The sequence below is a fragment of the Streptomyces sp. ADI96-02 genome, assembly GCF_003846185.1.
In the GTDB taxonomy this organism is placed as follows: domain Bacteria; phylum Actinomycetota; class Actinomycetes; order Streptomycetales; family Streptomycetaceae; genus Streptomyces.
The window spans coordinates 6,637,384-6,650,179 of sequence record NZ_ML123034.1 but is presented as its reverse complement, the minus strand read 5'-3'; the positions used below and the strand labels follow the sequence as shown (position 1 = coordinate 6,650,179).

13 protein-coding genes are annotated in these 12,796 nt (G+C 72.0%); 7 read left to right on the top strand and 6 right to left on the bottom strand.

What is annotated here, in order from left to right; genetic code table 11:
* A complete protein-coding gene (locus EES43_RS29070) occupies positions 1–552 on the top strand; it encodes a PadR family transcriptional regulator (RefSeq protein WP_124271536.1) in 552 nt (183 codons plus the stop codon).
* 1,088 nt (positions 553–1,640) lie between these two features.
* Positions 1,641–2,375: an HAD family hydrolase gene (locus tag EES43_RS29065; protein WP_124271535.1), complete on the top strand. Its 735-nt coding sequence runs from the start codon at positions 1,641–1,643 to the stop codon at positions 2,373–2,375.
* 37 nt (positions 2,376–2,412) lie between these two features.
* On the opposite strand, the gene dhaL is transcribed toward EES43_RS29065, so the two are convergent.
* Positions 2,413–3,078 carry a dihydroxyacetone kinase subunit DhaL gene (gene dhaL / locus EES43_RS29060; RefSeq protein WP_124271534.1) on the bottom strand — a complete coding sequence of 222 codons (666 nt, stop codon included), beginning with the start codon at positions 3,076–3,078 and terminating at the stop codon, positions 2,413–2,415.
* 95 nt (positions 3,079–3,173) lie between these two features.
* Positions 3,174–4,172 carry a dihydroxyacetone kinase subunit DhaK gene (locus EES43_RS29055; RefSeq protein WP_124271533.1) on the bottom strand — a complete coding sequence of 333 codons (999 nt, stop codon included), beginning with the start codon at positions 4,170–4,172 and terminating at the stop codon, positions 3,174–3,176.
* Positions 4,173–4,557: 385 nt separating this feature from the next.
* On the opposite strand from EES43_RS29055, the gene EES43_RS29050 reads away from it, so the two are divergent.
* A complete protein-coding gene (locus EES43_RS29050) occupies positions 4,558–5,676 on the top strand; it encodes an FUSC family protein (RefSeq protein ID WP_164493306.1) in 1,119 nt (372 codons plus the stop codon).
* Positions 5,677–5,756: 80 nt separating this feature from the next.
* Here EES43_RS29050 and EES43_RS29045 read toward each other — a convergent pair whose 3' ends face one another.
* Positions 5,757–6,230, bottom strand: a complete 474-nt coding sequence (locus EES43_RS29045; protein WP_124271531.1) for a hypothetical protein — start codon at positions 6,228–6,230, stop codon at positions 5,757–5,759.
* Between the two features lie 341 nt (positions 6,231–6,571).
* The gene (locus EES43_RS29040; protein ID WP_124271530.1) at positions 6,572–7,078 is read right to left on the bottom strand and encodes a DUF6624 domain-containing protein; all 507 of its coding nucleotides are present in this window, start codon (positions 7,076–7,078) and stop codon (positions 6,572–6,574) included.
* A gap of 371 nt (positions 7,079–7,449) precedes the next feature.
* Between EES43_RS29040 and EES43_RS29035 the strand changes: the two genes are divergently transcribed.
* Positions 7,450–8,823, top strand: coding sequence for an NAD-dependent succinate-semialdehyde dehydrogenase (locus EES43_RS29035; RefSeq protein ID WP_124271529.1), 1,374 nt, complete (start codon positions 7,450–7,452; stop codon positions 8,821–8,823).
* Positions 8,824–9,309: 486 nt separating this feature from the next.
* A complete protein-coding gene (locus EES43_RS29030; RefSeq protein WP_124271528.1) occupies positions 9,310–9,945 on the top strand; it encodes an HAD family acid phosphatase in 636 nt (211 codons plus the stop codon).
* A gap of 166 nt (positions 9,946–10,111) precedes the next feature.
* On the opposite strand, the gene EES43_RS29025 is transcribed toward EES43_RS29030, so the two are convergent.
* A complete protein-coding gene (locus EES43_RS29025; protein WP_124271527.1) occupies positions 10,112–10,372 on the bottom strand; it encodes a hypothetical protein in 261 nt (86 codons plus the stop codon).
* A 233-nt stretch (positions 10,373–10,605) separates the two neighbouring features.
* Here EES43_RS29025 and EES43_RS29020 point away from each other — a divergent pair, with 233 nt between their 5' ends.
* Both EES43_RS29020 and EES43_RS29015 read left to right on the top strand, forming a co-directional pair.
* Positions 10,606–11,802 carry a cytochrome P450 gene (locus EES43_RS29020; RefSeq protein ID WP_124271526.1) on the top strand — a complete coding sequence of 399 codons (1,197 nt, stop codon included), beginning with the start codon at positions 10,606–10,608 and terminating at the stop codon, positions 11,800–11,802.
* Positions 11,803–11,879: 77 nt separating this feature from the next.
* Positions 11,880–12,074, top strand: a complete 195-nt coding sequence (locus EES43_RS29015; protein ID WP_206430145.1) for a ferredoxin — start codon at positions 11,880–11,882, stop codon at positions 12,072–12,074.
* A gap of 99 nt (positions 12,075–12,173) precedes the next feature.
* Here the strand turns inward: EES43_RS29015 and EES43_RS29010 are convergent, their stop codons facing one another.
* Positions 12,174–12,779, bottom strand: a complete 606-nt coding sequence (locus EES43_RS29010) for a DUF998 domain-containing protein (RefSeq protein WP_124271525.1) — start codon at positions 12,777–12,779, stop codon at positions 12,174–12,176.
* Between the last annotated feature and the right edge of the window lie 17 nt (positions 12,780–12,796).

Below are 12,796 nucleotides of genomic sequence, written 5' to 3'. Positions count from 1 at the left end.
ATGTCCCTTCGCATCGCCCTGCTCGGAACGCTCGCCCATCAAGGCCCGGCCTCCGGATACGAACTGGCCAAGCACTTCGACACCTCGGTCAACCTCGTGTGGCAGGCCAGGCACAGCCAGATCTATCCGGAGCTGGCGAAGATGGCGCAGAGCGGCGCCGTCACCGTGGAGGACGCGGGCGGCGGGCGGGGCCGCAAGGTCTACACCGTCACCGACGCCGGGCGGGACGAGATCGCCCGGTGGGTCACCGCGGAGGACCCCTATCGCAGCGTGCGCAACGAGTCCGGCCTGCGCGCCTTCCTCGTGACCCTGATCCCGCCGGACGAAGCGGCGGCCGTGATGCGAGCCCAGGAGGCGCGGCACGGCGCCGCTCTGGACGCCCTGCTGAAGGTCAAGGACGACGTGGCGGCCCGTACGGCGCCGGGCAGTCCACCGTTCGGGGCCTACGCGCTGGATCTGGGACTGCGGACCACCCGGATGCTCCAGGAGTGGGCGGCGGACACGGCCGAGCAACTCGAAAAGCGTGCCGCGGCCTCCGAGCAGACGCCCTGAGGAGGTCCGCTCGCCCCGGGCGGCCGAGCCGGAGCCGGCCGCCCGTCCCGGAGGGATTCCTACGAAAAGCTCGAAGGAATCGCCGCAGATAGTCAAAGCAGATCATGCACCGAGGGACGCTCACCACCGGCCGGGCCGCCCGTCTCCCGCCCCGCCCGCACGGAGATCCATTCGGCTGAAACACCGAGGAAAACGGAATCTTTCCACAGTCTTTCCGCGCTCGGGCAGGTTGTTTGCCCCGATGGTCGTCGATGAAGATCAAGAAATCCATTCCGAACGCGAACGGGACGGACCCGTGTGCGGTCGAACTCGCCTTCCCGGGTCAACATTTCGATCCCCGCACCGCATCTGACACTGCCCGCTGATCCACCAGGGGTTTCAGGACAGCCCTTAGGGACGTAATTCGACGATCGCCGCCTGTATCTCGGACCTCGTACAACGAAACGCACCGGTCCGTCGGCCGGCGTCATGGAGCGCAGGGGACAGCGCCTTCGGAGCCGTCGCCGAGGAAACGAATCTTCCGTCCCGCCCTCACATGTCCACTGGACACGCCGCCCGACTGCGACCGCCGCCTTCCCGCGATGGTGCGAGAATGTTGTGCGCCCGCGTACGCCGGTGACAGAAAACCGGCTCCCACGCGCATATTGTTACGTTCTTTCGAGCAGACACGCCCAGGAGTGGTTTCCTCCTGGATTTCGATGGGTGTGTTGGCCATTCGGGTGAAGGCGCATCCGCCGGCGGTCGATTCGCTCTTCGTGTGCGACGCTTAGCCAACTCGCTTCCGTGTGAGCCGCATTGGTGAGCCGGGGCAGGCATTCCGGGAACACGTCGGAACGCGGCCTTTACACCTCGCATCACCCGCAGTCGAGCACTCGAAGCAGTGATTGCATTGCTTTACGGCAGGTAAATAGCGTGACCGCAGTGATGTTTCGCGGTTCGGTCGGGAATGCGTCGACGCGTTCCCCTGCCCCCGCATGAGAACGGCGGACGTACGACGTCCCCAGAGCCGCCTCAGGGAAACGCACACCTCACGAATCCGCGGTCCCGCCACAAGCCCGACCGCCCCCTCCCCACAGGAGCGGCACACCATGACCAACACGACAGACGCGTTGTTCGACTGGTCCCCCGAGGCCGTCGTCTTCGACTGCGACGGCACCTTGATGGACACCGAACGGCACTGGCAGGACGCCCGCAACCAGGTCTTCCGAGGGTTCGGGATCACGCCCGCGCCGGGCTTCGCCGAGCGGGCCAAAGGCGTCCACTACACCGACTGCGGCCGGCTGATGGCCGAGGAGTCCGACAAGCCCCACCTGGTCGCCGAGATGACCGACTCGCTGCTGCACCACTTCATGCTGAGGGTCGCGGACGACCCGGTGACGATGCCCGGAGCCGTCGAGTTCGTGCGCCGGCTCTCCGGCCGGCTCCCCCTGGCGGTGGCGAGCAACTGCCCGCTCAAGGTCGTGGAGGCGAGCCTCGACCGGGCGGGACTGCTGGCCCACTTCGGGCACATCGTCGTACCGACCGAGGAGGAGGACGACACCCGTGCGGTGCGCGGGGAGCCGGTACGGCCGAAGCCGTGGCCGGATGTCTACGCGACGGCTGCCCGGCTCTGCGGCGCGGCGCCGGAACGGGCCCTGGCCGTCGAGGACTCGATGACGGGCATCGAGTCGGCCCGGCGGGCCGGGCTGCGCGTGCTCGGCGTGGGCCCGCACCCCGGGCAGGAGGACGCGGCGCGGGCCGACCTGTGGGTGACCACTCTGCACGCCTCGGATCTGACGTCCTGGGTCGAGTCCTGGCCGCCGCACCGGCCGGCGTCGCAGTAGCGGCGGAGGCAGTCGCGGCGGAAGGAGCGCGGTTGGCTCAGCTCAGCCGTGCGTCGAGGTCGTCGACGACGCCCTGAGCCGAGGAGAAGAGCAGTCCGATGCCCACCGCGCCCGGATCGGGAACGCCCTCGGCACGTTCGCCGAGGTAGCTGGAGCGGCCCATCCGGGCGCGCAGGCGGGCGGTCTCGCGGACGCCCTCCCAGGCGGCCTCGGCGGCGGCGGCCAGCGCCCGCTCCGGCGGAGTGCCGTCCGGGGCGGCGCGCAGCGCCTCCGCCGCCGGGGCCAGCGCGTCGACGAGGGTCTTGTCACCGGGGGCGGCGTCACCCACTCGGCGTATGGCCGCCAGGCCGTCCGCGGCGCCGGCGGCGAAGGCGGCGGTGGAAGCGGCGCCCGCCTCGGCCACGGCCGAGGCCAGTGCCTGGAACAGCAGGCCGAAGAGGGGGCCGCTGGTGCCGCCGACCTCGTCGAGGAAGGCGGTGGCGGCGGCGTCGAGGGGCGCCGCGGGGTCACCGCCCGGCGAGGGGAGGCCGTTCAGGTGACGCAGGGCGGAGTCGGCGCCGGCGGTGAGGTTGGTTCCGAAGTCGCCGTCGCCCACTTCCTGGTCGAGTGCGGTGAGGCGGGCCTTGGCGGCGTGGGCGGACGCGCCGAAGCGGCGCATCCAGACCTCGGCGGAGAACGCGTCGTGCGACGTGCTCGTCGTCATGGGGTGCCTCCCGTGCTCGGGGAACTCTCGAAGACTCTCGGGTGCGGGTGCCGTGGAGGGCGGCGGGCGTCTCGGCGGCGTCCCGCCCGCCCCGCTCACCAGCGCAGGGCGGCGGTCCGGACCGGGGCGTCGTACAGGCTCAAGGTCTGCTGGTCGGCGGCGAGCAGGGTGATGGAGAAGCCGCGCATGTCCAGAGCGGTGACGTACTCGCCCACCAGCGCGCGGGCCAGGTCGACGCCCCGGTCGTCGAGCAGGCCCGCGAGTTCGGCGTGGACGGCGTACAACTCCAGTGGAGTGACCGCGCCGAGCCCGTTGACCAGGGCGATGGCACGGGAGCCGGGTGCGAGGGCGAGCGCGTCGAGGAGCGCGAGGGTCATCCGCTCGACGAGAGGGCCGAGGGGACCCCGGACGATCGTCTTCCGGGCGCGTTCGCCGTGGATGCCGACGCCGTACTCCAGTTCCTCCGGATCCAGCTGGAAGGCGGGCCTGCCGGTCGTGGGCGCGGTGTGCGCGGCGGAGGCGACGGCGAGCGTGCGGCAGTTCGCGGCGAGGCGGGTGCCGAGCTCCTGGAGTTCGGCGAGGCCGAGCCCGGTGTCGGCCGCGGCTCCGAGCGCCTTCTCGATGAGGACGGTGCCTCCGGTGCCCCGCCGCCCCGACATGATCTCCTCGGACTCGGTGGCGAGGTCGTCGTCGATCAGGACGCGGGCGCAGGGGACGCCCCGGCGGGCGAGGCGTTCGGCGGCGATGCCGAAGTTGATCCGGTCGCCGGTGTAGTTCTTGACGATGTGCAGCACCCCGTCGGATCGGGCCGCGGCGAGGGATCCCTCGTACACCTGCCGGTTGTGCGGCGAGGCGAAGACGAGGCCGGGGCAGGCGACGTCGAGCATGCCCCGCCCGACGTATCCGGCGTGCAGGGGCTCATGCCCGGAGCCTCCGCCGGAGAGCAGTCCGACCCGCCGGGCGGGCGCGGAGTCCCGGGTGAGCAGGAATCCGTGGTCGGGGTCGAGCGTGAGCAGATCCGCGTGGGCACGGGCGAAGCCCTTCAGGGCGTCCGGTACCAGGGAATCGCTGCTGTTCTCGAAGTACGAGGCCATCCGGGTCCTCCGTCGTCGAGGGCCGCGAGCGGCTGAGCCGGCCGCCTCCCGCCGGGGTGGTTTACATGCTGCGGCCCGAACCCGCGCAAGGCAATTCGTAGGACAATCGGTCATTCTTTCGGATGCTCGGAACGGGCACGCCCGAACGGGAGTCGAACCCCCGGACGATCAGGGTTGTGTGATGGTGTGCGGCATGCCGCCGGGGGACGTAATGGCCGGTCGGGGCGTCCGGCGGCCCGCACGCTGTCCACTGTCGGCCGCGCGACCGCCGCCGTACCGTGAACCGGAGGGCCAGGCTCTTGACCCGCACCACCCGCGTCCTGGGCCGGGGCGCCGATCGGACCGGCCCGGGCTCCCGCCTCCGGTACGACGGCCCGACGTACGGATGAGCGCCTTCGCGCCCCGCGCGGCGCGCTTCGGCCACGTGCGGGACACGGTGGCCGCCGAGGGGCCGGCCGCGGCGCGGATCGTGGTCACCGTCGCGGTCGCGTGGCAGGTGGCCGTGTGGCTCGGCTCGGACAGCCCTCCCGTCTACGCGGCCGTCGTCCCGCTCGTGGCGCTGCGCGGCGACCCCGGGACGGCTCTGGCCGCCTCGCTCCAACGCGTGTTGGGCGTCATGGCGGGCGTCCTGATCGGCATCGCCGTGCTGAACGTCCTGCACCCGTCGACCGCCTCGCTCACGCTGGTCGTGGCGCTCGGCCTCGTCGCCGGAATGTTCCTGAGAGCCGGCGGCCCGCTGAACGTCCAGGTCCCCGCCTCCTCCCTGCTCGTCTTCGCCAGCGCCTCCCCCGACGCCTACGCCTTCCACCGGTTCTGGGAGACCGTTGCGGGAGCGGTCGTCACCATGGTGCTCGCGCCGCTGCTGTGGCCCCCCGATCCCCGCCGGACGCTGACAGCGCTCGCCGACGTCTGCCGCACCCACCTCACGCAGGCGCTGATGGGTACCGTCGCGGCCCTCGACGCCGATGCCGACACGGCCCGGGACAACCTCACCGCCGTGACGGGACGGGCCGAGGCCGTCCGCGCCCACGCCGTACGGGCCCGCGAAGCGGAACGCGCCATGCGCTTCAACCCGCTGCGCCGCCGGCACCGTGGGACAGTGGACCGCCTGGTTCGCGGCGTGGCCTTGGCCGACCGACTCGCCCCGCACCTGACGGCCCTGGCCGGAGAGGTCGCCCTGTTCACCGGCAGGGACGACCTCGCACCGGCCCTGGCCGACGCCCGGCGGCACCTGCCCGCCGTCGCCGCCTCCACCGCCGAGGCGATCACCCGCGCACTGGAGGCGGACGAACCCGGGATCCGGCCTCGAACCGGCCTCGTCCGGCGAGCGACCGGACACGGCCCGCCGGGCGACCGTCCGACGGCAGGCCCGAGGGCTCCGCTCACGGCGGCCCGCGCCCGTCTCGCCGTCTACGGCCGCGTCGACGACCGCCCGGCCGCCGTGGCCCTCCGCAGACCCTTCCAGCAGGTCCTCGACGACCTCGACGAACACCTCGCGCCCTGAAGGCCCGCGAGGCGGAGCACGTCGCGCGACCACCGCGCCGCCGGAGCCCTGCACCGGCGGCGCGGTTCACCTCGACCGGATCAGCCGCGACGGACGCGTTTCAGCTGGGCCGTGACGACCGACCCCGGGTCGGTCTGGAGCAGCGCCACCTCCGTACCGCCCGCGAGGGCCGTGATGGCGTAGTGGATGGTCTGCCCGGTGCTGCGTTGCGCGGTCAGCGTTCCGGTGCAGTCCCGCTTCAGGGTGTAGGTGATGGTGGACGTGAAGCTCGTCGGACCTGAGGTCTCGGTCATGAGCGTGGCCCTGGCGGTGGCGGTGGCGTTGCCGTGGAAGGTCACCAGAGCCTGGTAGGCGAGCGGACCGGCGCTGGCGGAGGTACCGCTGAAGTTCCCGCCGAAGTCGCCCTGCAGCGTGCGCACCGAGCACCCCTGCGGGTGGGAGGCCGGCGGGGCGGCCCCGGCGGGCAGCGCGCCCGCGAGGGTCACCGCGGCCACGGTCGCGGTCAGGGTGAGCACGCGTCGTGGGCGTGAGGTACGTGCCGGCGCTCGGGTCATGTGTCTTCCTCCGTGTGAGTACGTCGTGAGGGGCGGGACGGCGCTTCAGGTCGACGGCTCGTAAGCCGGTGTCGTGAGCTGGTGTCGTGAGCCGCTGCCGCTGCTACGGCCGCGGCCCGGTGGGCTCACCCGGCCCTGGTCGCGGCCGTGTGCGGAGGCTTCCCCTCCGCCGGCAAACGTGGCGCCCCACCGCCCGTTATCCACCCGACTGCCTGCGGTGCGCGCCCGCCGTTCGAGGCCGGGGCGGTGTCCGGGGCCGGGCCCGGGAGCCGTATGCCTCCCGGGCCCGGAGCCGCGTGCGGGCCGGCCCCGGGAGGCGGTCGAACCGCTCGCGGTGGGACTCAGGACGGCGAGAACCTGGCGACATAGTCGTCGAAGGGCTCGATGCCCGCCCCGGCGCGCAGGTCGTCCACGCGCTCGGGCTCCTCGCAGGGCCACGGGAGCGGCACGCCGTCCCGTACACCGGCGATCTGGGTCCCGTAGATCTGCTCGCGGCCTTCGTTGACCAGGGTGCGGTCGTGCAGGAAGGCCAGCTCGCGGGCGTCCGCCGATCCCGCCGCCACCGCCTCCCGCATCAGCCGCAGGGCGTGCCGCTGAACGTCGAGCTGCCGGTCGGCGTGCTGGGCGATGAGCCACGCCGACCGTGCGGCCTCCTCGCCGACCCGCTCGGCCGTCGGCCAGCCGGACTCGCGCATGATCTCGCCCAGCCGGTCGCCGTTCCGGGCGGTCAGCCGCCGCCAGGCCAACTGCTCGGCCGGGTCATCGCTGTTCGCCAGGACCGACGAGCGCTGGTCCTCCGCGGCCATGTCCGTCAGTTCCCGCGCGAGCGCGGCAGAGTCATCTTCCACCGTCAACTCTCCTCTCCGATACGTGTGTTGTGATCGCCGGACAGCAGCTTATGGGCACACGGCGGTACTGAAGATCATTCCGGAGGACGGTGACAGGGGTCCGTGGGCCGGGCAGAATGGTGTCACCGCCTCTTCCCTCGCCGGGCGTGCGAGGACGGGCACGGTCTCTCACCACGTTGCCGCAACCGGCCGGTCCGCCGCGGCGGCCGTCCGACGGGCGGTCGGGCCCGACGTCGGATAGACCGGAGTCGCGCGGGCCGGCGCGAGGTGTCCCGGTCTGTCCGGCGGGTAGGTGGTTGCCCGTACCGTCCGGAAACCTACGGAGACACCGCTCCGCCTGCGTTTTTCCGCCCGGCGAACGAGAGGACGTCATGGAGAGCTACCGAATCGTCAACCCCGCGACCGGCGAGACCGTGCGCGAGTACCCGACGGCCACCGATGCCGAACTGCTGGAGAAGCTGAAGCTCGCCGACGCCGCGCAGCGTGAGTGGGCCGTCCGTCCGCCGGCGGACCGTGCGGCGGTGCTGCGACGGGTCGCGGACCTCTACGAGGAGCGCAAGCAGGACCTCGCCGCCGTCATCACGCGGGAAATGGGGAAGCCCGTCAAACAGGCGGCGGGCGAGATCGACGTCGTGATCTCGATCTACCGCTACTACGCGGACCACGGCGAGGAGTTCCTCCGGGAGGAGGAACTGGACGTCGCGTCCGGCGGGCGCGCGGTCATCCGCAAGGAGGCGGTCGGCACGCTGCTGGGGATCATGCCGTGGAACTTCCCCTACTACCAGGTGGCCCGCTTCGCGGCCCCCAACCTGATGCTCGGCAACGCCGTCCTGCTCAAGCACGCGCCCCAGTGCCCGGAGTCCGCCCTGGAGATGGAAAGCCTGTTCCAGGACGCGGGGGTGCCGGAGGGCGTGTACGTGAACGTCTTCGCCACCAACGACCAGGTCGCGGACCTCATCGCCGACGACCGGATCCAGGGCGTGTCGCTGACGGGCTCCGAGCGGGCCGGAGCGGCGGTGGCCGAGATCGCGGGCCGCAACCTGAAGAAGGTCGTGCTCGAACTGGGCGGTTCCGACCCCTACCTGATCCTCGGTGTCTCGGATCTGTCGCGGGTCGTGAAGAACACCCTCACGGGCCGGATGATCAACGCGGGCCAGGCGTGCAACGCCTCCAAGCGCATCATCGCGCTGGACGAGCACTACGACGCCTTCGCCGAGCAGTACACCGCGGCGGTCCGGGCCATCGTTCCCGGCGACCCCACCGACCCGGACACCTTCCTGGGGCCGCTCTCCTCGGAGAAGGCCGTGCAGGCACTGGACGAGCAGGTCCAGGACGCCGTCTCCAAAGGGGCGACCGTACTGGCCGGAGGCAAGCGGATCGACCGCCCGGGCGCCTGGTACGAGGCGACGGTGCTGGCCGGAATCACTCCGGACATGCGGGCCTACAAGGAGGAGCTGTTCGGCCCGGTCGCGCTGCTGTTCCGGGTGGGTACGGAGGACGAGGCCGTCGCCTTCGCCAACAACTCGCCCTATGGCCTCAGCGCCTCGGTGCAGACCGACGACAGCGAGCAGGCGGAGCGGGTGGCCCGGCAGCTGGAGGCCGGCATGGTGTTCGTCGGCGGTCCGGCGGGCACCGCGGCCGAGCTGCCGTTCGGCGGGGTGAAGCGCTCCGGTTTCGGCCGTGAGCTGGGTCGGTTCGGGATGGAGGAGTTCGCCAACCACAAGCTGGTGCGGACCGTGCGCTGACCGGCCGGCCGGGCACCCGCCGGGCTCCTGTACTGAAGCAGGCTGCTCTGTACGGGATGCCCGGCGCGTCACGACGTGGGCGCGTACGTGCGGGCGATCCGGGGGCCCGACGTCCGCGAGTGTCTACGGGCGGCTCCACACCGCGGCCCGGGGGCGAGGAGGGCCGCCGGGCGGCGGGCGACATCACGGTACGCCGGGCGCAACACTCACACCCGGCGAGCGTTGCGGGAGCAGGCGGAGGCGTCGGGCGAAGCGGCGGCGGCGGCGCGGGAAGTCCGCCCGCCCCGCCATGTTGCCTGCGCAGCGGCTAATTGGGCCCCCCTGGGAGGCCGCGACCGGCACTCGACAGACGAGTCGGCGCAACGCAAGTACCCCTGGCGGTCAGTGGTTCGCGATTCGCTGAACACCCATCATATGTACCCGCACGTAACCCCGTTCGTGCGGAGCGACCCCACTCGTCGGCAACTCCCACTGCAGGAGACCTCCATGCATGCCAACTCCAGGACCCCGCGCGCCGTCGCCGCCCTCGCCGCGACCCTCGCCCTCGTCGCGATCCCGGCCACCACGGCCACCGCCGCCGAGACGGCGCCGGCCGCCGCCACCACCGTCGGCGACACCTCCTCGGCCGCCGCCGTCGACTACGAAACCTGGCGGAAGGACGTCGCCGCTGTCGCCGCCGAGGCGCGCCCCTGGATCGAGGCGCGGAGCGGCAACGCCGGCTCGGAGAAGCAGGCGATCGTCCTGGACGTCGACAACACCGCCCTGGAGACGCACTTCCACCCGTTCTGGGAGCCCACCCCCGCGGTCGCCGACATCCGGGACCTGGCCCGCTACGCCGACTCCCGTGGCGTGGACGTCTTCTTCGTCACGGCCCGCCCGGGCTTCGTCGGACCCCTCACGGACCGGAACCTGAAGGACACCGGCTACCCCGTCGACGGGCTCTACGTCACCGAGCTCCTGGACCTCCTCGACGTCAAGGCGTACAAGACGAAGAAGCGGGCCGAGATCGAGGCGAAGGGCTACAAGATCATCGCCAACATCGGGAACAGCTCCAGCGACCTCGTCGGCGGTCACGCCGAGCGCACGTTCAAGCTCCCGGACTACGACGGCCAGATGGTCTGAGCTCCGTCCGCGGGGGACCGTCGACCGAGCTGATGACGGCGCGCGCCGGGACGGGCGCGCCCCGGACTCCCTCGTCAGGAGCGGGAACCGCCCGCTCCTGACCCGGCGGTCCCCTGCCGGCCGCACGCGGCGGACCGGCGTCCGGGGCGCCGCCGCCCGTCCCGCCTCACGTCACGCGGACGCGGAGGGCGTACCGCCGGCCGGAGTGGATCGCCTCGGCCTGCTCGCGCAGGTCCTCGGCGGAGAACCCGAGCAGCGCCTCATCGGCGGCGCGTATCAGCAGCGGCAGTATCTCCGTCACCGGCCGGCCGCGATGCGCGTCCGCGAGCTCGGCGAACACGGCCTGGTACGAGCGGTGGCCCCGGCGCCCGACGCTGTCGGCGAGCAGCCGTCCCAGATGGCCGCTGCTCACGGTGATCTCGCCCATCGATCGCTCCGTCCCTCTCACCGGCCCTGGCCTCCCCAGCACCTGCCGACAACGGTAAGAGCGGGCACTGACAGTCGAGGGGCGGCGGAGTGGCCCGCGAGGGTGCGATGGCGGCCGACACGTTATTTGGGTCATACACGGAGTTGGCCGAACATCACCTAGCCCAATTAGGAGCCTTGGGCATCTAGTAGAGGGATCGGCAGGCTCATCCGTCACCCGTCTGTGAGGCCCGCATGCCAGAATCCCCGGCTGTCTCGTTCCCGCAGGACCGCACCTGTCCTTTCCACCCGCCCACCGGCTACCGCGCGCCCGGCCGTGAGGCGACACCGCTGAGCCGCGCCACGCTCTACGACGGCCGTACGGTGTGGCTGGTCACCGGCCACGCGGAGGCCCGCGCGCTTCTGGCCGACCCGCGCCTGTCGTCCGCCCGCGAGAACCCGGCCTTCCCGATGCTCACCGCGAGGCTCGCCGGCACCGCCCAGCGGCGTATCGAACTCCTCGGCGTCGACGACCCCGAGCACCACGCCCAGCGCCGCACGCTGATCCCCAGCTTCACCGTCAAGCGGGTCGCGGCCCTGCGCCCGCAGATCCAGGAGACCGTGGACCGCCTGCTGGACGCCATGATCGAGCAGGGGCCGCCCGCGGATCTGGTGACGTCCTTCGCGCTGCCCGTCCCCTCGATGGTCATCTGCGCGCTGCTGGGCGTTCCGTACGCCGACCACGAGTTCTTCGAGGCGCAGTCGCGCAAACTCCTGCGCGGCCCGACCGCCGACGACGTCGACACCGCACGCGCGGCGCTCTCCGAGTACTTCCGCGCGCTGATCTCCCGCAAGCAGAGGGATCCCGGTGAAGGGCTGCTCGACGAGCTGATCAGCAAGCAGCTCGACACCGGCGCGATCGACCGGGACCAGCTGGTCCGTCTGGCCCAGGTCCTGCTCGTCGCAGGTCATGAGACGACGGCCAACATGATCTCGCTGGGAACGTTCACGCTCCTCCAGCACCCCGATCAGCTGGCCCGACTGCGCTCGACGGACGCGGTCGTGCCCTCGGCGGTCGAGGAGCTGCTGCGCTACCTGTCCATCGCCGACGGCATGTCCCGGCTGGCGGTTCAGGACATCGAGGTGGGCGGAGTGACGATCCGCTCCGGCGAGGGAGTGGTCCTGCCCGCCTCGGTCATCAACCGCGATCCCGCCGTGTACCCGGAGCCGGACGAGCTCGATCTCCACCGGTACGCGCGCCAGCACGTCGCCTTCGGTTTCGGCATCCACCAGTGCCTCGGGCAGAACCTGGCGCGCGCCGAGATGGAGACAGCGCTCCGCACCCTCTTCGACCGGCTTCCCGATCTGCGGCTGGCCCGGCCCGCGGACACCATCCCCTTCAAACCCGGCGACACGGTCCAGGGGATGCTCGAACTGCCCGTGACCTGGTGAACACCGTGATCCGGGAATGCCCTGACCCGGGAATCCCGCGACCCGGTGAACGCAGCCCCACCGAAAGGAGCGTGATCATGCCGATCAGCATCGAGATCGACCGGGACGTGTGCATCGGCGCCGGCCAGTGCGCGCTCGCGGCCCCGAAGATCTTCACCCAGGACGAGGACGGCTTCAGCGAGGTCCTGCCGCCTTCCGGGGGCGAGGACAGGGGCCCCACGGTCGGTGAGGCCGCCCGCGTCTGCCCCGTACAGGCCATCACCGTGACGTAGAGGCGGAGCGGGCGACGGGGTCCCGGCGCGGTGTGCGGTGCGGCGGATCTCGGTGTCGTCCGGACGGCCCCGGCCCCGGGCTCCCCGTCCGTCCCGCGGTCAGGACGTCGCCTCCGCGGGCCGGGGCGGCCACAGCCGGCAGGAGGCGGCCACGACCAGCGGCCACAGTGCCTGGACGAAGGTCAGCACCCGCTCGGCGACGCCCGGAGCCTGACCGCTCTGCAGCTCGACCACGAACCACACCGCGTTCGCGCACATCAGGGAGGTGGCCAGGATCGACACGTTGAACCGCAGAGCCCAGGGCACCGTCTTGCGTCCCCGGCTCGCGGCCAGCGCGGGCCACACCGCGAGCAGCACGAACCCGGACGCGGCCACCACTCCGTGGCCGAAGGAACCGCCCCGCAGCGGGGCGGGAACCAGCGTCAGGGCCATGGCGCAGAGCCCGCCGCCGGCCAACGCCGCCCTCCCGGCGGTCGCCGCCTCCCGCAGCCCGTGCGCGGTGATCACGTAGCAGGCCCCCAGCACGATGAGCATGCCCGTCATCAGCCAGTAGCCGCGCGCGCCGTGGGACGCCAGCACGCTCAGCGTGTCTCCCACCGGGTCGTAGGCGGGGCCCTGGAGCAATTGCGCAATCGTCCAACCACCGACCAGGAGTACAGGGGCGCCGCCCGCAGACAGCAGCACCCACCAGGGAGCACGTCGCATCACCCCACCGTAGGTTT